Source organism: Vibrio sp. KUL78, from assembly GCF_059725505.1.
On the sequence record NZ_AP045838.1, the window covers coordinates 1,230,589 to 1,250,508 of the forward strand.

A 19,920-nucleotide genomic window follows, 5' to 3' on the forward strand; every position below is an offset into this window, starting at 1 on the left:
GTGCTTACCTTTCTTTTTATTTCAATAAGTTAATTGACTGATGTTCTCAACGTTAACCGTGACATTTACTTTGTAGCAAATTTGTTACAGCAATAATACTCTGACTGCGTTTTTGTCTAACGCTTTGACCCTATTCCCTTTTCCCTCAACTTTGCTCAAATTTAAGTCATGTCCCCTACAACAAGGTCTTCCAACGAAGAAGACCATCTTATTATCAAAAGGAAATGACCATGACTATCAACTTCAACCCTCTTGGAACCGATGGCTTTGAATTCGTTGAGTACACTGCAGCAACGGATGACGGTATCAACGACTTGAAACGTCTGTTCGACTCGCTAGGGTTTGCCGAAATTGCCAAGCATCGTTCAAAAGAAGCCTGGCTCTATCGTCAAGGCGATATCAACTTCATTGTTAATGCTCAGCCTCACAGCCAAGCTGAGGAGTTCGCACGTATTCATGGTCCTTCGGTTTGTGGTATGGCTTTTCGAGTCGAAGACGCAGCGAATGCGATGGCGCATGCGTTAGAGAATGGTGGTGAGCAATATGTCACCGAGATTGGTCCTATGGAGTTGAGCATTCCTGCGATTTATGGCATCGGTGAGAGCCTACTTTATTTTGTTGACCGCTATGGAAGCAGCAGCATCTATGATGTGGATTTTAAGTTCTACCCAGATGCACAAAAACGCCTAGCTGAGCAAGATGTCGGGCTCTATGAATTGGACCACCTTACTCACAACGTAAAACAAGGCAACATGGATATTTGGTCGGGCTTTTACGAACGCATTGGTAACTTTCGAGAAATTCGCTACTTCGACATCGAGGGCAAACTCACTGGACTTGTCAGCCGCGCAATGACAGCTCCGTGTGGCAAAATCCGCATCCCAATCAACGAATCTTCAGACGACAAGTCGCAAATCGAAGAGTTCATCCGAGAATACAACGGCGAAGGCATTCAGCACATTGCGTTAACCACAGATGACATCTATCAGACTGTACAAACACTGCGTGATCGCGGCATGGACTTTATGCCGACACCTGATACCTACTACGAAAAAGTCGACGCTCGAGTTAAAGGTCATGGTGAGGATGTAAGCCGTCTGCAAGATCTTCGCATTCTTATCGATGGCGCACCAATGAAGGATGGCATCTTACTGCAGATCTTTACTCAAACCGTCATTGGGCCTGTGTTCTTCGAAATCATTCAACGCAAAGGCAACGAAGGGTTTGGAGAAGGTAACTTTAAAGCACTATTCGAATCGATAGAAGAAGACCAGATCCGCCGCGGCGTATTAAACGAGGTGACCGACGATGCGTAAATGGCCAACGTTCCCTCATCGCGAGGGAACCTATTCGAAGCAGGCTCATGCGGATTTCCCTGAAGAGGCAATCTATGAGCGTGAGGCTGGTCGAGAGGGCTTCTTTGGACCAGCCAGCCACTTTCACCATCAGCATGCACCAACGGGCTGGTCTGAATGGGAAGGTGAGCTCAAGCCACGTGCCTTTAATCTCAATCATATTGAATCCGCACATCAACAAATACCATGGACAGCGCCAACCGTGCTTGAGAATCGCGAATGTAAGGTTCGCATTTGGAAGGTCGCTGAAAACATGCCAGGTCTTGTTCGCAACGGTGATGGCGATGAGCTTCTGTTCATACACCAAGGAAGCGCCGACCTTTACTGCGATTATGGGCACCTCTCGGTAGAGGAAGGGGATTATGTCTTGATTCCTCGATCGACAAATTGGCGCCTAGAGCCAAAAGCGCCGATGTTTGTCTTAATGATAGAAAATACCGGCGCCGCTTATGCGTTACCGGAGAAAGGCATCGTCGGTCAACACGCGGTTTTTGACCCCGCGGTACTGGAAGCCCCTTCGATCAATGATGAGTTCAAAGCGCAATATAGCGAGGAGCAAACCAAGGTTTTCCTCAAGCGTGCAAACAGGATAAATACCATCACCTATCCATTCAATCCTCTTGATGCGATTGGTTGGCACGGTGACCTTTCAGTGCTCAAGTTAAATTGGCGCGACATCAGACCGTTAATGTCTCACCGCTATCACCTACCACCTTCAGCACATACCACCTTTGTGGGTAACGGGTTTGTGGTATGTACCTTTGTACCAAGGCCGATAGAGAGCGATCCGGGTGCACTTAAGGTGCCGTTCTATCACAACAATGATGATTACGACGAGGTGCTGTTCTACCACGCAGGCGATTTTTTCAGTCGCGACAACATCGAAGCAGGCATGATGACGTTTCATCCCGCGGGTTTTACTCACGGACCGCACCCAAAAGCTTTCCAAGCTGGGCTTGAAGCGAAGAAGACCTTCACAGATGAAGTCGCCGTGATGATCGATACCCGTAACGCGTTGGAGCACACCTCCGCTGCCGCTGACGTTGAGAACAGCGAGTACGTCTACAGCTGGAAAGTAGGGAAATAATATGAAATTAGCCACACTCAAAAACAACACACGTGACGGTCAGCTTGTGGTCGTCAGCCGTGATTTAAGCCAATGCATTGCGGTACCCGATATTGCCCCGACTTTGCAAAATGCACTCGATAATTGGCAACAAGCGAAGCCCCTTCTGGAGGAAGTCTATGTCGGTCTAAACCAAGGCATTTTGCTGCAAGCACTTTCCTTTGAGCAAACTCAATGTGAATCACCGCTGCCCCGTGCCTACCAATGGGCAGATGGCTCCGCGTACGTAAACCATGTAGAGCTGGTTCGAAAAGCACGCGGGGCTGAAATGCCTGACAGTTTCTGGACTGACCCGCTCATGTATCAAGGTGGATCCGACGCATTTTTGGCACCACGTGACCCTATCGTCATGGAAAGTGAAGAGTGGGGAATCGATTTTGAGGGTGAAGTTGCCGTGGTCACTGGCGATGTGTCCATGGGAAGCAAAGCAGAAGAGGTTCAAGATTCCATTCGCTTACTCATGCTGGTTAACGACGTTTCCTTGCGAGGTTTAATTCCAGCAGAGCTTGGCAAAGGCTTTGGCTTCTTCCAATCTAAGCCGTCGTCAGCATTCTCTCCTGTCGCCATCACACCGGATGAACTTGGCGATGTTTGGCATGAGTCCAAAGTACATCTGCCATTGGTTTCTGACTACAACCGCGAGCCTTTTGGTCACCCTAACGCAGGGGTGGATATGACCTTTAACTTTGCAGAATTAGTCGCTCACGCTGCGAAAACAAGGCCTCTGTCGGCCGGCACAATAGTAGGGTCAGGCACCGTTTCCAATAAACAAGGAACCAAGTATGGCACCTCAATCGAAGAAGGTGGCGTCGGCTATTCGTGTATTGCGGAGCGAAGGATGATTGAAACCATTCGCGATGGTCAACCCACCACAGCATTTATGCGCTTCGGGGATACCATCAAGATAGAGATGTTCGATGACAATGGCGACTCGATATTTGGCGCGATTGAACAAACTGTGGAATCGTACCGAGGGTAGCTATTTGATTCTCTATGATTATTGGCGCTCGTCTGCCGCTTATCGAGTCAGGATTGCGCTTAACCTTAAAAACATCGCCTATCAATCAGTGCCAGTAAACCTAATTAAAGAAGGGGGCGAGCAGCACCTGCCTCCCTTTAATCAACTGAACCCAAATGAACTGGTTCCTGTACTGATTGATGGAGACGTTGAGCTCAACCAATCTCTCACCATCATAGATTATCTGGATGCCCACTACCCAGAGCCCAGGCTGGTGCCGCGCGACGAACGACTTCGATACCAAATTACTGCACTGGCACAGGATATTGCCATCGACATTCATCCAATCAACAATCTACGAGTGGTTCAGCATCTCAGTAAGACGTTCGGAATTGATGATGACGGTAAGCAAGATTGGATGCGACACTGGATCAATAAAGGCTTTAGCGCGCTCGAGCAAAAACTGACTGTGACGTCCGGTAGGTGTTGTGTAGGTGATGAGGTGAGCTTGGCAGATGTTTGTTTAGTTCCGCAAGTCTACAACGCTAGGCGCTTTGGTGTAGATATGTCCTCGTACCCACACATTGTGAAAATCGTGAGCCACTTACAACAGTTGGATGCCTTCGAGCAAGCTCAACCTGAGCGGCAGCCCGATGCAACTTAATGCCGAAAAACGTATAAGGGCTGATGACTCAGCCCTTATTGCTTATTGTTCACTTACTTGAAGGTGGCTTTGCTGGGTAACATCAAGCGAGGTTGGCGGCCAAGGTCTGTGTAGCTCAGAATCAATCCACTCTTGAACCCACATAGGTATATCCGTACTCATTTCCTCCTCACCAGCCGCCTCAATCACTATTGATGGCGGCACAATACCTTCTTTGGAGGTCACGCCCGCTCGAATCAATACAGACGAGCACGGCGCACCTTTCACCCACATAGATTGCTCTAGATAGAACCATTTATCGTCGGTCGCGACGCACTGTGTTTTCATCGTTATTTTATCGAACATTCGGACTCGCTTTCGATAACGTACCGAACTCCCCGCCACGACTAAGCCCCAGCGCTGCTGCTTAAGTGTTTTCATCAATCCACATTTTACCGATAGTGCAGTGCGGCCGAGGTCATAAAGCGTCAGGATGCGGCCATTATTCATCTCCATGAACATATCTATATCCCATGGATGACATCGGAACTCTATTTCGTCTTGTTGTGTATACGTGATTGCTGGCTTCTTATTAGATTGAAAAATCGTTTTGGCCAGTCTAAAAAAAGGGTACATGTTTATACTCATCTTTGAATGCTGATCTGTAACCATAGACCGGAGTTGGAATTTTTACTCTAATACGAGTAATTTTTGTGACCTGCATGGCACACAGCTACATGGCTAGTGCTTTTAAGCTCAGCTATTGACGATGCTTTTACTACTCATAATTGATACAGTCGCCTTAGTATAGAGTCCACTTCAACGTTAACCATGACAATATTGCTTATTGCTACTCGACTGACTCGCGGTCAAGATCTTAAACTCGCAATTGCTAATCTTATTAGCGAGAACAAGCTTACTGCTGGATCAATTGCCTCTTGTGTTGGTTGCCTATCGAAGGTAAACCTTCGACTTGCCGGAGCGGAGAAAACCTTATTACTTGAAGAGCCATTAGAGATTGTCTCGATAACGGGCACACTCACCTCAGATCATCAACATATTCATATTTCAGTTGCCAACCAAAATGGCGAAGTCTTGGGCGGACACCTTCTCGAAGGAAGCATCATAGATACAACTGCCGAGCTGATGATTCATCACTATCCAGAGTGCTGTTTTCATCGAGAGTATGATCAAAGCACAGGTTACAGCGAACTAGTTATCAAACCGAATTAAAAAAGGCTTCCGAATGGAAGCCTTTGATTAATGTGAACCCTTATTGTGGATTCAACCCTAGCGTTTGCAGGACTAGCTTAAAGTTATCCTGACGCTCTTTCACTGCGTGTACCTCACCGCTCACAGGACACGTGCTATCTGGGCAACCGCGGTTAACAATACCTGACACCGCATCAATAAACTCAGTGCCTTGCAGTCCGCCATCCACGTATTTCTTCAGCTCAGTATGATAGTTCCAAGCCGCATAAGGACCACCTTCATCATTGTAGGTTTGTACTGAAGAAACCCAGTAGAACAGACCTGCTATCCATTTGATTTCACGATTCTCCTCCGAGCTACAGATCAGGCCAGGGTTTGAACAGAAATCTAAGTCTGCATAGAGAGGGTTTGCCGGCGGTGCTTCTACTACAACACCATTGACTGTCGTACCGACGGTCTCTGGATCCACATGAGAGCGCCCCATAAAGTGGTTGAGCGTACCGAAGTTTTGACGACCAGTGGTTTGAATAACACCGCGTCCCCACCAACCACAGCCTTCAACAGTGCCCGTAGTATCGCTTCCGTCCCAAATGAACTTACCTGCCTTTTGACCTTCGTAAACTTTACAGTCCGCTCGCTCCCAAACTTGCTGTGAGCCATCAACTGTTGCAGGTACTTCCATACAGTGACCATCATTAGTCCAGCGACCAACGTTGCCATTCACCAATAAGCCTTTTTCTGCGAGCACCGAGTCTGGAGCCGCAAAAATAGGTGCTGGAGCCCCGTACCATTTCGCATTGGTCAGCGCACTGACTTCCATCTTAGGATCGCGAGGACAAGAGTAAGGGTGATCAACACCTGTCACTGGATCCATACCATAGTCCGCGTATTTTTGGCCTAGCTGTCCACAACTTGCCGTCATTGGGTAGTTAACCGGCGCGCCGTATCGTACTTCTGACCAGTTGTTCTCATCACATGCGTTGTAACGAATGGTCTCTTGCATACTCTGTGATAAGAATGCCGCAATCGCAACTTTCGCATAGATGGCATTGGTCGCATCGTCTGCAGTGTCATCAATCAACCAGAACGTATTCCCTGCCACACCCACATTGTGCATCGAGTTTAGACCCGCCAGGAAGTCTGCCCATTTATAAACCGTCGAAGGCGCCCAATTGCCCTGAGAGACTTCATACAAGAACGCTTGGTTGTTCATTGCATTCTCTGCACTCGTTAACTCGCTATTCAGTGAGGCAATGCGAGTAAGTGGTCCGTTAGTGATACTCTCGCCTACGTAATAAAGAGGCACGGTCGCCGTGTTATAGGCTTCGATCTTATTGGTCAACTCAACTGTTTCAGAGTCGAATAAGATAGCAAATACATTGCTGTGTGCCGCTTTTCGAAGTTGACTGCTCGCTGTCGTCGCTCCCATAAAGTAAGTAGCAGCTTGGCTGGTTGGCAACTGAGACAATAGCGCTGGCGTCTTAATATGATCAGAAACCTGTTTAACGTATTCCAGCGCGTAGTGCCACTGTTCATCACTCAGAGCAGGTGTCGCGGCTGATTTAGTAAAGGCAATAAAATCCGCTTTATTCTGTGAGTCAGCTTGGTAAAGGGCAAAACTTGAAAGTAGATCTGCTGATTCAGAAGAAGCGGCGTTCCATACTGCTCGCTTGCCAGAATAAGTATTGTAAGCAAAGTCACCAATAGTTAATGTCCAACCGAAGGTTGCTTGCGGGGCTAGCGATGAGAGGACGAGATTATGAGCCTGAGCCAGACCCTGTGCATCATCAGTAAGCGAATTGATGTCGTTAATGTCGATTTGGCTCGATGTCGAACTGACTGCAGCGGTCAATGCCTCTTTAACCGCGATGACACCAAGTGCCTGACCTTTGTCTGCACTTGCTACGTCGAGAAGATCGCTGCTAATGATGATGGAAGTCGAACCCGCTGAACTCGCCTCGTTAATCAAAGTAACAAAGGCATTGGTAAGTGCTGTCGTATCTGCCAATGACTGACTATCTACACCAGTCACCATTGTGCGTGATGGTGCCTCTAATGTAGCAGGACTTGCGACTACAAAATGATTTGGCCATCCACTTACCTCTAAGCGAACGGGGTCTAGTGGATTTGGTAAGGATACTGCCGCTCCAGAACCACCACCTGAGCCAGCATCATCACAGGCAACATGGAGAGTCCAACTGCCATCGCTACCCGGCAAAGACGATGTCCACCAGTTCGCCTTATACGCAGAGTTGTCATTCACCATGATGTCACCCGCGTTCGCGTGGTCACCTTGGGTCCAATTTGGGTAGACGTTGAAGTCAGCACATACACCGTCAGAAGGTCCAGGTTCTGGGCTTGGGTCTGGCGTAGGATCAGGAGTTGGGTCCGGTGTAGGGTCTGGATTCGGCGTTGGGTCTGGCGCTGTCCCGCTGACCAGTTTCCATGGCGAGTCCCACTCATTGGCGTAAGTATCGGTTGGACTTTGCCCTACTCCAACCCACCATTTCGCTTCATAAATAGCCCCATCCACTGTGACCTGTGTCCCACCTGCATAAGATTGAGTTGCATCGTACGGTTCAGCAGCGAGCAACTGCCCACTTAACACAATGCAGACCAAAGAGGTCGCTATCTTGTTCATCCTAAACATATTTTTACCTTTTCTAGTAGGGTACTGTCTTTTAAGAACATCGATATTAATCAACTCATATGATGTTCAATAGATAATTGCCAGTTAAAAATATGTTAACACTCAGAACGGAGGGCATCAGATAATCTGCCTAAAAAAGACACTTAATTGCGGCTGATTTCACACAAGATTTGTAACTATTCAGGTTGTTATTTTCTTTTTTAAAATAAGCCTTCCAAATTTAGAACAAGAATGGCGAAGGATGATCGAAGCAAAGCCTTCGATTTTGGCACTATTGCCCCTCTAAAAAATGCCAACCAATGCGCCTAGTTGCAATATAGCTGTCACAGTTTCTGTTTATCTTGCCTCTCGACATTACAACGACATCCTTTTTAATGTTCTGATTCAAAGAGTCAAAATGAACCAGCTTAAACACCCCACAGATGCGAAAATTGTTCGCCTGCTTCAGCAGCAAGGCTGCATCAAAAGCGAAGCTCGCCAGAGACTTAAACGAGATGTTTACCAACTCGATAAAGACCAGATATCTAAAGTTCAAAACTATGCCGAGCATTTTGGTATTAATGCGAAAGAGAAACTGATAGATGAAATTTTGGATCTCAGAAGAGAGAGATTAATTTCTCATTTGTCGAAATAGCGTTCACTTGCCTACACACTTTCTTGACTTTACCCTAGGGGTAACCTTTATAGTTACTATATTCTGCTAGAAAGGTTTGTTATGCGCACCATCATTGCCAACAAAACATGGATCACATTGCTGAGTTTGACAGCACTCGTTATTGCAACGTTTGTTTCAAGCTATCCGGCAATGGGCATGAGCAATGGTGACATAGACCCTCTGTCTCCCTGTGGCATGACTCACCAGCCCTCATCGGCTCATCACATGCACCACGGAGAATCCGCGCAAACTGACTTGTCGAATCAACAGCAATGCCCAGATTCAGAGTCAGACTCCTCATTAAATTGTTGTACAACCTTATGCGGAATGACCCTTGGCTTCACTTGGTCTTTCATCACACCAGGTGAAAGCCTTTCGCGTTTCTCCAAACGTGCTGTTGATCCCTTTGAACATCCAGTACAACGCATCGAGCATCTCGAGCGCCCACCCTCGGTTTAATCATTTCACAACGTAATTACGCCCAGCATTTGTTGGGGAATGTTTATCGTGCCTGTTATTCAGGCTCGTAGTTTGGAAATGATCGTGAAAACAACAATCCATTCGGTTGCACTGGCTGTAAGTGCGATCTTATTTGTTGTCCCCACTACTCATGCCGTGAGTAGCGCTGGGACTAAACAGCAAGCCAGCGAACAAAGCGCTTCTAATGCTTTGTCGCTTGAAACCCTAATAAACATGGCGATTGCTAATGATGCAAATCGGACGCAGTACCACGCTCAGTCTCAGGCGATGCGTGACACAGGCATCGCTAGTTCAACACTCAAAGACCCGACAATTAAAGTCGGTGTTGGCGGTTTACCTACCGATAGTTTTCGGTTTGATGAAGATCCAATGACCAATATTTCTGTGGGTCTAATGCAGCAATTTGGGCGCGGCTCAACGCTCGATCTGCAAAACAAGAAGGCCCAGCAACAAGCCGATGGCATTGGTTTTCAAGTGGAAGTACGCGAGCTAGACATTGCCAATAGCATCACTCAATTGTGGCTAGAGTTAGGCTTCCAACAACAATCTGAGCGAGTGCTGCTTGAAAATCGAACCTTGATGGTCGAAATGGAGCGATTCATTCAAACCAACTACGCTATTGGCAACAGTGAGTCTCAAGACCTGATTCGTACGCAACTTCAAGTCGGTAAGCTGGATGAAAAGCTGCATGCGAACCGCCAAATGCAAAACCGCATTGTATCGCAACTCTCAGAATGGCTAGGCGCAGAATGGTTAGCCAACCAACCAAGCTTAACTGCAGACGTTTCAGCAGACTGGCAGCGCCTTGAGCAGCAACTTGGCAATCAGCAGCGAGCAAATTACTTTCAACTGTTGAATCAGCACCCCATGGCACGCATTGCAGATGTGCAAATCGCAGCGAGCGAGACTCAGGTATCCATCGCAGAAGAAGCGTACAAGCCGCAATTCGGGGTTGAGGCCATGTACGCCCATCGCCAGGCTCCCAATATGCGCGGCGCACCTGCCCCCGACCTATTAAGTGCCTACGTCACTATGGACATCCCTTTATTCACGGGTAACCGACAAGATAAAAACCATTCTGCGGCGGAGTATCAGGTCGTTGCTTCCAAATCCAGTAAAGATGCCCTACTGAGCCAGATGAATGCCAAAGTAAACGCTCTTTTAATGGATAAACAAAACCTTAGTGAACGTTTTGAACGTTATCAACAAAGCTTGCTTCCCCAGGCTAAAGCTCGGACTCAGGCAGTAGAAAGAGGCTATGAAAACAATACCGCTCAGTTTAGCGATGTCATCACCGCGGCAAGCGATGAACTTGCTATCGAGATTGAAGCGCTACGTCTTGAGACTGACCTCAACATTGTTAACAGCAACTTAGCCTATTTTCTCAGTGGTTTTAATTACCACGCCGAAGCGCCTGTGCTTTCAAAGCCAACAACGAAACAACAATAATTCAAAGGGAAACAACTAATGAAAACACTAAATGTCGCTCTGTTGGCACTCGCCGTTGGTGCAGGTCTTGGATATGTCGGGAACCAATACCTTTCGAGTCATTCAATGAGCTCTATGGGAAATGGTGATGCAGCGGGCTCTGCTGCAGACAGCAACGAGCCACTCTATTGGGTCGCGCCAATGGATCCAAATTACAAACGAGACCAGCCTGGCAAGTCACCCATGGGCATGGACTTGATTCCCGTTTATGCCGATGACCTAAATGGTGGTAACGACAAGCCAGGTACAGTGAAAATCGATCCATCAGTCGAGAACAACCTTGGGGTCAAAACGGAGTCTGTTAAACAGCAAAAGCTCTCACCGCGTATTGAAACCGTCGGATACATCGCGTTTGACGAGAGCCGCCTTTGGCAAACCAATGTACGCGTCTCTGGCTGGGTAGAAAAACTCTACATCAACTCTGTAGGTGAGCGAGTAAGCAAAGGTGACGTATTGTTCAAACTCTACTCTCCTGAACTGGTAAAAGCGCAAGAAGAGCTACTCAATGCCTACCTTACGAAACGCAACTCGCTTATCAAGGGAGCAACAGAGCGTCTAATCACTCTAGGCGTCGATAAGCAGCAAATCCGCCAGATAGTGAAACAGGGTAAAGCATCACAAACCGTTGATGTCAAAGCCTTTGGCAATGGTGTTGTCGCAACGCTTAATGTCCGTGAAGGTGGCTATCTGTCACCAGCTCAATCAGTCATCAGTGCTGGTCCTATCGACGAGGTTTGGGTCGATGCCGAAGTCTTTGAAAGACAAGCTGAATGGATCAAAGCAGGCAGCGAAGCGGTAATGACGCTTGACGCAATCCCGGGCAAAGAGTGGCACGGCGCTGTCGATTATGTCTATCCGATCCTAGACCCTGCGACTCGAACACTGAGAGTTAGGCTCAAGTTTACCAACCCAGACTTTCAGCTCAAACCAAACATGTTCGCCAACATTGCTCTGGAACCTAAGACGGAAGAAGCCGTATTGACTATTCCGCGTTCAGCGGTCATCCGATCAGGTGGCATGACACGTGTTGTGCTCTCTGAGGGGGAAGGCAAATACCGCTCCGCGCGCATTGATGTCGGTCGTGAAGCAAGTGACCGAATTGAAGTGATTCAAGGGCTTAGTCTTGACGATGTCGTTGTCACATCAGCACAGTTTATGCTCGACTCAGAATCGAGCCAAAGTGCTGACCTATCAAGGATAAATGGAGTTGAACCACCAGCGGAGTCTGTTTGGGCGAGCGGGGAGATCACCAAGGTGATGTCGGGACACTCTATGCTGACCATCAACCATCAGCCCGTTCCAGAATGGAGCTGGCCAGGTATGGTCATGGACTTCACTATCGACGCTTCCGTGGACATGTCCACTCTATCATCAGGTCAACAGATTGACTTCGAGATGGAAAAAACGCCGCAAGGGCAATACGTCGTTACCGAGATCAAACAAGCTGAAAACACCATGCCAAGTGAAGTATGGGTGGATGGCGAAATAACAATGCTCATGGCCGACTTTGGCATGATCACAATCCAGCACAGCGCCGTTCCTGATTGGCAGTGGGAGCAAGGTGAGATGAACTTCTCTACCGACGACAATATCGATCTAAGCGGTTTTTCTGAAGGTGATAGCGCCCGCTTCTTGATAATAAAACAAGGCAGTGATTATGTTCTTTCGGAGCTCAAGCATGGGGAGGTTCAACCATGATTGGTGCCATCATCCGTTGGTCTATCAACAACCGATTCTTAGTGTTGGTCGCGACGTGTTTCCTAACGCTTGCTGGTCTTTACAGCGTCAAGAACACGCCTGTAGACGCCATACCTGACCTCTCTGACGTACAGGTAATCATCAAAACCAGTTATCCGGGGCAAGCACCTCAAGTGGTCGAAGACCAGGTGACTTACCCGTTAACGACTGCCATGCTTGCCGTACCCGGTGCAGAAACCGTTCGCGGCTATTCGTTCTTTGGTGACTCTTACGTTTACATCATCTTTAACGATGACACCGACATGTATTGGGCTCGCTCACGTGTGCTTGAGTACTTGAGTCAGGTCGCGCCTAAGTTACCCTCTCAAGCCAAACCGACCCTTGGTCCCGATGCGACGGGCGTAGGTTGGATCTACAGCTATGTCCTACAGGACAAAACCGGTCAGCATGACCTTGCTGAGCTGCGCAGCATTCAAGACTGGTTCCTCAAATATGAGCTACAAACCGTCGAAGGGGTTTCTGAGGTAGCGACCGTCGGTGGCATGGTCAAACAATACCAAGTGCAGATCGATCCCGCCAAACTTCGTGCCTACGACTTAACGCTTCAGCAAGTCAACCAAGCCATCAAAAACGGTAACCAAGAAACAGGTGCATCGGTCATTGAAGTTGCCGAAGCTGAACACATGGTGCGAACTACCGGATATCTGACAAGCATCGATGATATCAAGGCACTGCCACTAAAAGTAACCAGCAAAGGCACACCTCTACTACTGGGTGACATTGCGGACATCAACCTCGGACCTCAGATGCGCCGCGGCATCTCTGAGTTTAATGGGGAAGGCGAAGCGGTGGGTGGCGTTATCGTCATGCGCTTTGGAGAAAATGCTAGTGAAGTGATCGACAGCGTCAAAACTAAACTGGACGAGTTGCAACGAGGTCTGCCTGAAGGTGTCGAGATTGTTCCAACTTATGACCGCTCAACCCTGATCAATGATGCCGTCGACAACCTTTGGAAGAAACTCGCGGAAGAGTTCATCGTTGTCGCGGTGGTGTGTGCGCTGTTCCTGTTTCACATTCGCTCCTCAATCGTTATCGCTATCAGTTTGCCTGTGGGCATATTGGCAGCGTTCATCGTCATGCATTGGCAAGGTATCAACGCCAACATCATGTCACTTGGTGGCATTGCGATTGCTATCGGCGCGATGGTGGATGGCGCTATCGTTATGATCGAGAACGTGCATAAGCACATCGAAAAAACACCACTCACCGACAAAAACCGCTGGCAAGTCATCGGCAAAGCGGCAGAAGAGGTGGGGGCACCGTTATTTTTCTCATTGCTCATCATCACGCTCAGCTTTGTCCCAGTTTTTGCCCTTCAAGGGCAAGAGGGCAAGATGTTCTCGCCATTGGCTTTCACCAAGACCTACGCCATGGCAGCAGCCGCGGGTTTGGCGATTACTCTGGTACCAGTGCTCATGGGCTACTTCATTCGTGGCAAGGTATTACCTGAACATAAAAACCCAGTGAACAAAGCGCTTATTGGTCTGTACAAACCAATGCTGAGCTTAAGTCTGCGTTATCCAAAGAGCATGATCATCATCGCACTCGGACTAATGGCATCGGCCTACTACCCTACCTCAAAATTGGGCAGTGAATTTATACCGCCATTGGATGAAGGCGATCTCATGTACATGCCAACGACCTACCCCGGTATCTCGATTGGTAAGGCGCGTGAGCTGCTTCAGCAAACCAATAAGCTAATTAAAACGGTGCCTGAAGTGAAAAGCGTCTGGGGCAAAATTGGACGCGCAGAAACCGCTACCGATCCTGCACCACTGACCATGATAGAGACCACCATTCAGCTCAAACCTCGAAGTGAGTGGCGTGAAGGGGTGACGACGGAGTCATTGAGAAAAGAGTTAGATGATTTGGTTCAATTCCCTGGACTCACCAACGCCTGGGTAATGCCAATAAAAACTCGAATCGACATGCTCGCGACGGGCATCAAGACACCGATTGGTATTAAGATTGCCGGGCCGGACTTAAGCGTCATTGAGCAAATAGGTTCGGACCTTGAACCTATCCTAAATGAGATTCAAGGCACGGTATCAGTCTACGCCGAGCGCGTTGCTGGCGGTCGCTACGTGACCATCGACATCAAACGCCTCGCCGCTGCTCGTTACGGCTTGAACGTCAGCGATGTACAGCAGGTCATCTCAACAGCTGTTGGCGGTATGAACGTTGGAGAAACCGTCGAAGGACTCGAACGCTACCCTATTAATGTTCGCTATCCACAAGATTATCGAGATTCTGTAGTCAAGCTACAAAACCTGCCCCTAGTAACTCCAAACGGCGCAAGAATCGCGCTCGCAGATGTCGCCGATATTCGCTATGAAGACGGCCCCCCCATGATCAAGACCGAAAATGCACGTCCAAATGGTTGGGTGTTTGTGGATATTGCTGATCGTGATTTGGGCTCTTACGTTGAAGAAGCTAAACAAGTGGTTGCTGAGAGGCTTTCACTGCCGGCTGGTTACTCATTGGCTTGGTCTGGTCAATACGAATATATGGAGCGAGCCAAGCAGCGCCTTGGTGTGGTCATTCCGATTACCCTCGCTATCATCATGTTGCTGCTTTACTTAAGTTTCCGCCGCGTTGGCGAGGTGATGATCATTATGGGCACCTTACCACTGGCAATGGTCGGAGGGCTGTGGCTGATGCACTACCTTGGCTATAACTTCTCAATTGCCGTCGGGGTTGGCTTTATCGCGCTGGCGGGCGTCGCTGTCGAGATCGGAGTCATCATGCTGGTGTATCTCAACCAAGCCTGGCATGCAAGAAAACTCAGCGCTGAGCAAGAAGACACTCCATTGACACCAGAGATGCTAACCGACGCCATTCGTGAGGGCGCAGGTCTGCGCGTTCGCCCCGTAATGATGACTGTTCTGACCGTCATCATAGGCCTTATTCCCATTATGTACGGCTCAGGTACTGGTTCAGAAGTTATGCAGCGTATCGCCGCACCAATGATTGGGGGGATGGCTTCTGCACTGCTACTGACTCTGCTGGTGTTACCTGCAATCTACAAACTTTGGAAATCAAAAGAAACTCAACACTAACGAACAAGCTCCCTCCAGAAAACGCTGGGGGGACATCAACACAACAAGGAAAGACACATGAAAAAGACACTTACTGCATTCACTATGACGCTATTAGCGACTCAGGTTTGGGCTGATGGCATGGATCACTCAAAGATGGATCATGGTTCAATGGATCATAGCAAAATGGATCACAGTATGATGGACATGGAAGGAATGTCAGCTGTGGGTATGCCAGCACCAGGAGCAAAACCTGACAAGGTTGTACACGTCATTCTTAAAGATGATATGACGATTTCATTCAAGCGTGATGTGGAGATCAAGCCAAACGATGTGGTTCAGTTCGTAGTGATGAATACTGGCAAAGATGACCATGAATTTGTGATTGGTTCACCTGCGGAGCAAGTCGCTCATCGTAAGATGATGGAAAACCCAACCGGAGATCATGACCACCACAATATGGGCAATGTGGTCTATTTAAAACCAGGTAAAGCAGGTCAAATCAATTGGCACTTCCATGGGGAAACCGAGATAGAATTCGCCTGTAATATCCCTGGGCATGCTGAAGATGGGATGACAAAAACCATCACCATCAAGTAATTCGCAAGACTAGACCAGAGGCTCTGATTTTCACCAATCAGAGCCTCTTTCAACTCCCACATTGTTGATGCAAACATTCCGTGATCGAATTTCACAACGCATTTCGTATCATTCCGTTATGATTACTACTGATAGATCACTTTTTCTAAGCACCACTTTAAGAGAGTTAAGTATGGATACACTCATTAACGCCGACTTTGATAAACGCGTCGTCATTCGCCCAGAAGATTACCAATGGGTCGACTCTCCTATGCCAGGTGTTGAGCGGATGAGACTCGATCGAGTCGGCGATGAGGTAGCGAGAGCAACCTCGTTAGTTCGCTATCAACCGAATAGTGAATTCTCACCTCACACTCATGGGGGTGGGGAAGAGTTCTTTGTACTTGAAGGCGTCTTTTCCGATGAACATGGTGACTACCCTGCTGGAACATATGTGCGCAACCCAATCGGTACTGCACACACTCCGAAAATAGGACCAGAAGGCGCGACAATCTTCGTTAAGCTTCAACAATTTAAAGCTGAAGACCAATTGCAATTTAGTATCGATACCCATAGCCAACCTTGGTATCAAGGACTTATCGATGGATTAAAGGTAATGCCTCTACATGAATTTGAAGCAGAACACGTAGCACTCGTGAAGTGGGCACCGAATACTCAGTTCAATGCTCATCAACATTGGGGCGGTGAAGAAATCCTCGTACTCGAAGGCACCTTCTATGACGAACATGGCGTCTACCCAAAAGGGACTTGGATCCGCAGCCCTCATGGAAGCAAGCACACGCCATACACAAAAGAAGACGGAGCATTAATCTACGTAAAGACAGGCCACCTCTGAATCGAATAAGTTGCGCTCGAATACACATAAATTCATGCCAGTAGAGGAAAAAGAGACTACCCAACAGGCTTCGATGGCGCTTTAATAGAGCCATCAAATCAACAACAGGAAGTATGGTATGAAAACAATTGGCTTGTTGGGAGGCATGAGCTGGGAGTCTACGCTCAGCTACTACAAATCAATTAACGAAGGCGTAAAACAAGCGCTGGGTGGACTGCACTCAGCAAAAATCTGTTTGTATAGCGTTAACTTCGATGAAATAGAAAAGCTTCAACATCAAGGACGCTGGGATGAGACGGCCACTATCTTAGGTGAAGCGGCGGCATCGGTAGAAAGTGGCGGCGCAGATTTTCTGCTTATCTGTACTAATACCATGCACAAAGTTGCTCCCGACATTGAAAAGCACATCACTATTCCAATCTTGCACATTGCCGATGCGACAGCAGAAACGCTAAAAAGCAATGGCATCAAAAAGGTGGGGCTTCTCGGCACACGTTTCACCATGGAACAGCCTTTCTATAAAAACCGATTGATTGAACAGCATGGTATCGATGTTGTTGTCCCAAACGAGGCGGGCCGCACCTTAGTTCACGACATCATCTATCAAGAGTTGTGCCGAGGCGAGATCAAAGACCAATCAAGACAGGTCTATCTAGAGATCATTGATCGACTTAAGCAGCAAGGTGCTGAAGCGGTAATTTTGGGCTGTACCGAGATTGCGTTGCTGGTGCAACAGCAACACACCGATGTCGCGCTATTCGATACCACTGCGATTCATGCTGATGCGGCAGTCAGCATGGCGTTAAAGCAAGACTGAACAACATATCGATACTCGTGCTAGCTATCTGGCGCGAGTATAGTTCACTGATTTACATAACATTTCTATTTATCCCTCCTCCCCTTTACGTGCTATCCGCCACATTACGCCATCATATAACTTGAGTTTCATATGTCATCACCACAAGATAGGTCCAAACCCCTACAGTGCTATTTCGTTTAAGTACAGCACATAGAACAAAGGAACTGGAATGTCCGACTCTGAAACGGCTTTACACTGCGGTAACTGTAACCAGAAAACCCAACACCAGCGACTGACACCCGCCGAGATTGAAGCTCAAAAACAGCAAAAAAACAGCGCTAAATCCCAATGGCTTAATCTGATCGTTGGCGTATTCCTAGGGACTCATAAATCTGAAACCCACATCAGCTACTTCAAATGTAAGGTGTGTGGTGCTGAGTATGACGATAGAGAGAACTTGCCTCATGGATGGGGTTAGCGTTCAGATCTCAATAAAAAAGGGTTACCTCGTAAGGTAACCCCAATCGAAAAGCCTCACTCTTACAAGCTCTTCTGATGAGCCTCTATCAAAGCACTCATTTTTACATCCGCAGCTTGGCTAGCCTGCTCGTAATCCATATCTTCTGGGAAGTCATTGATCACTTCGTAGTAGCATTTGAGCTTAGGCTCAGTACCTGAAGGGCGCACAATGACCCGAGACTTATCCTCCAATAAATAAATCAATACGTCACTGACTGGAAGGTCAATCCGCTCTGAAGAACCATCGGCAAACTGACGTTGAGATAGCTTAAGGTCCTCGATGATTTCTACACGCTGACCTGCAATTTGGGTTGGTGGATTACCACGAAGCTTATCGCCAATTGGCGGTGCTTTGGGGTCAAGCGCGATACTACGCTGAGCATTACAGTAGAAACCGTGCTGACGATACAAGGCCTCTAATTTGTCCCAAATGGTTTTGCCCTGTGCCTTAAGCTTGCCCGTTAATTGTGAGAAAGCCACCAGTGCAGACAACCCATCTTTATCCCAGACTTTGTTGCCAACGGTGTAACCCAAGGCCTCCTCGTAAGCAAACAAGAATGGATGCGTTTTCGTCTCTTGCTCCATCGCAACGTTGGTTAGCCATTTAAACCCAGTCAATGTTTGGTAGTAATGTGCGCCATGCGCCTTGGCAATGCTGTTTAGTAGGCGTGAAGACACTATGGTATTCCCGACCAGAGAATCAGGTTGCCCTTCAAGAAGGTAATCGCCAAACAAAGCACCAACCTGATCGCCTGTTAGCATTTGATATTCACCATCAGGGCGCTTTACCGCGACAGCAAAACGATCGGCATCGGGGTCGTTAGCGCAGGCTATATCAGCGTCAACCGCTTGACCTAACGCAATCACTCTATCCATCGCACCAGCTTCCTCTGGGTTAGGGAAGTTTACAGTTGGAAAGGTGCCATCGGGTTCTCGCTGCTCAGCAACACTAGCAACTTTGTTAAATCCAGCATCGGCTAACAAAGTTTCCGCCATCTCAGCTCCCACCCCGTGCATTGCGGTGTAGGCAATCGAGATGTCAGTATTGCTATCAGGTTTGAGCAAGTGATTGTTATTCATCACCTTACGATAGTTCTCGTAATACTCGTCATTTAACCAGACAAGCAGCCCCTGTTGCTCAGCGTCTTTGAGAGGCTTCAAGTTGAGTGGCTTAGTGGTTGCTTCATCTATTTTTGCTGCGATCCCGGAATCATGAGGCGGTATGATCTGAGCGCCATTTTCCCAATAGACCTTAAAACCATTGTACTCAGGTGGATTGTGACTCGCAGTAACTACCACGGCGGCAGCAGCATTTAGTACTTTAACCCCAAACGCGACAATTGGGGTTGCTGCTACCTTATGAGTTAAGTAAACCTTGATACCTTGCGCGGTCAATACTGATGCGGCGTCATGAGCAAACTGCTTTGAGTCTGGGCGACCGTCATAGCCAATAACGACGCCGCGCGATTTAGCTTCTTCGATCTGTTCTACAAGGTAGTCGCCAAGACCTGTCGCCGTCTCTTGGATCACCAATCGGTTCATTCGGTTTGGTCCAGCACCGACTTTTCCACGCAAACCGGCTGTACCGAATTCCAAGCGTGAGCCAAAACGATCCGCTAACTCCTGTGTACTGTTAGCATCAATAAGCTGCTTAAGTTCCTCGCGAGTTGCGGCATCAGGGTCCCGAGCGAGCCATTGAGTGAATTGTTCTGTCATAGTTACCCTTCCTTTATCGTGGCATCTTCATCGTTCTGCCATCATTCTTAATTTTTCTTTCGTTACTCCTCAAGTGTAAATGAAAATA

The 19,920-nt window shown here is 47.9% G+C and carries 17 protein-coding genes; 14 read left to right on the forward strand and 3 right to left on the reverse strand.

What is annotated here, in order from left to right; all coding sequences use genetic code 11:
* The first annotated feature begins 230 nt into the window (after positions 1 to 230).
* Genes hppD through maiA form a run of 4 tightly spaced genes read left to right on the forward strand, consistent with a single transcriptional unit; the run spans position 231 to position 4,103 of the window.
* On the forward strand, positions 231 to 1,316 hold the full coding sequence (hppD, locus tag AC6I8Y_RS22160; protein ID WP_498021718.1) for a 4-hydroxyphenylpyruvate dioxygenase: 1,086 nt from the start codon (positions 231 to 233) through the stop codon (positions 1,314 to 1,316).
* Positions 1,309 to 2,442, forward strand: a complete 1,134-nt coding sequence (locus tag AC6I8Y_RS22165) for a homogentisate 1,2-dioxygenase (protein WP_498021720.1) — start codon at positions 1,309 to 1,311, stop codon at positions 2,440 to 2,442. Before hppD ends, AC6I8Y_RS22165 begins: the two co-directional genes overlap by 8 nt.
* A 1-nt stretch (position 2,443) precedes the next feature.
* Positions 2,444 to 3,460 carry a fumarylacetoacetate hydrolase family protein gene (locus AC6I8Y_RS22170; protein WP_498021721.1) on the forward strand — a complete coding sequence of 339 codons (1,017 nt, stop codon included), beginning with the start codon at positions 2,444 to 2,446 and terminating at the stop codon, positions 3,458 to 3,460.
* Entirely contained in the window at positions 3,405 to 4,103 is a 699-nt protein-coding gene (gene maiA / locus AC6I8Y_RS22175; protein WP_498023086.1) for a maleylacetoacetate isomerase, read from the forward strand. Before AC6I8Y_RS22170 ends, maiA begins: the two co-directional genes overlap by 56 nt.
* Positions 4,104 to 4,145: 42 nt before the next feature.
* Here maiA and AC6I8Y_RS22180 read toward each other — a convergent pair whose 3' ends face one another.
* A complete protein-coding gene (locus AC6I8Y_RS22180; protein WP_498021723.1) occupies positions 4,146 to 4,718 on the reverse strand; it encodes an acyl-CoA thioesterase in 573 nt (190 codons plus the stop codon).
* Positions 4,719 to 4,913: 195 nt separating this feature from the next.
* On the opposite strand from AC6I8Y_RS22180, the gene AC6I8Y_RS22185 reads away from it, so the two are divergent.
* On the forward strand, positions 4,914 to 5,315 hold the full coding sequence (locus tag AC6I8Y_RS22185; RefSeq protein WP_498021725.1) for a PPC domain-containing DNA-binding protein: 402 nt from the start codon (positions 4,914 to 4,916) through the stop codon (positions 5,313 to 5,315).
* 40 nt (positions 5,316 to 5,355) lie between these two features.
* Here AC6I8Y_RS22185 and AC6I8Y_RS22190 read toward each other — a convergent pair whose 3' ends face one another.
* Positions 5,356 to 7,944, reverse strand: a complete 2,589-nt coding sequence (locus AC6I8Y_RS22190; RefSeq protein ID WP_498021727.1) for a cellulose-binding domain-containing protein — start codon at positions 7,942 to 7,944, stop codon at positions 5,356 to 5,358.
* A 397-nt stretch (positions 7,945 to 8,341) separates the two neighbouring features.
* Between AC6I8Y_RS22190 and AC6I8Y_RS22195 the strand changes: the two genes are divergently transcribed.
* The 9 genes from AC6I8Y_RS22195 (at position 8,342) to AC6I8Y_RS22235 (ending at position 18,075) form a co-directional block, all read left to right on the forward strand.
* On the forward strand, positions 8,342 to 8,578 hold the full coding sequence (locus AC6I8Y_RS22195) for a hypothetical protein (RefSeq protein WP_252015790.1): 237 nt from the start codon (positions 8,342 to 8,344) through the stop codon (positions 8,576 to 8,578).
* 81 nt (positions 8,579 to 8,659) lie between these two features.
* The gene (locus AC6I8Y_RS22200) at positions 8,660 to 9,058 is read left to right on the forward strand and encodes a hypothetical protein (RefSeq protein ID WP_446566751.1); all 399 of its coding nucleotides are present in this window, start codon (positions 8,660 to 8,662) and stop codon (positions 9,056 to 9,058) included.
* 78 nt (positions 9,059 to 9,136) lie between these two features.
* Positions 9,137 to 10,528: a TolC family protein gene (locus tag AC6I8Y_RS22205; protein WP_498023087.1), complete on the forward strand. Its 1,392-nt coding sequence runs from the start codon at positions 9,137 to 9,139 to the stop codon at positions 10,526 to 10,528.
* A gap of 18 nt (positions 10,529 to 10,546) precedes the next feature.
* The gene (locus AC6I8Y_RS22210) at positions 10,547 to 12,265 is read left to right on the forward strand and encodes an efflux RND transporter periplasmic adaptor subunit (protein WP_498021729.1); all 1,719 of its coding nucleotides are present in this window, start codon (positions 10,547 to 10,549) and stop codon (positions 12,263 to 12,265) included.
* A complete protein-coding gene (locus tag AC6I8Y_RS22215) occupies positions 12,262 to 15,384 on the forward strand; it encodes an efflux RND transporter permease subunit (protein WP_498021731.1) in 3,123 nt (1,040 codons plus the stop codon). The genes AC6I8Y_RS22210 and AC6I8Y_RS22215 overlap by 4 nt, the downstream gene beginning before the upstream one ends.
* 57 nt (positions 15,385 to 15,441) lie before the next feature.
* Positions 15,442 to 15,963, forward strand: coding sequence for a copper-resistant cuproprotein CopI (copI, locus tag AC6I8Y_RS22220; RefSeq protein WP_498021733.1), 522 nt, complete (start codon positions 15,442 to 15,444; stop codon positions 15,961 to 15,963).
* A gap of 172 nt (positions 15,964 to 16,135) precedes the next feature.
* Positions 16,136 to 16,798 carry a cupin domain-containing protein gene (locus AC6I8Y_RS22225; protein ID WP_498021734.1) on the forward strand — a complete coding sequence of 221 codons (663 nt, stop codon included), beginning with the start codon at positions 16,136 to 16,138 and terminating at the stop codon, positions 16,796 to 16,798.
* A 118-nt stretch (positions 16,799 to 16,916) separates the two neighbouring features.
* Positions 16,917 to 17,615 carry an aspartate/glutamate racemase family protein gene (locus tag AC6I8Y_RS22230; RefSeq protein ID WP_498021735.1) on the forward strand — a complete coding sequence of 233 codons (699 nt, stop codon included), beginning with the start codon at positions 16,917 to 16,919 and terminating at the stop codon, positions 17,613 to 17,615.
* Between the two features lie 211 nt (positions 17,616 to 17,826).
* On the forward strand, positions 17,827 to 18,075 hold the full coding sequence (locus AC6I8Y_RS22235; RefSeq protein ID WP_042469641.1) for a hypothetical protein: 249 nt from the start codon (positions 17,827 to 17,829) through the stop codon (positions 18,073 to 18,075).
* Positions 18,076 to 18,137: 62 nt separating this feature from the next.
* On the opposite strand, the gene AC6I8Y_RS22240 is transcribed toward AC6I8Y_RS22235, so the two are convergent.
* Positions 18,138 to 19,832, reverse strand: a complete 1,695-nt coding sequence (locus AC6I8Y_RS22240; protein ID WP_498021736.1) for a phospho-sugar mutase — start codon at positions 19,830 to 19,832, stop codon at positions 18,138 to 18,140.
* Positions 19,833 to 19,920 lie beyond the last annotated feature (88 nt).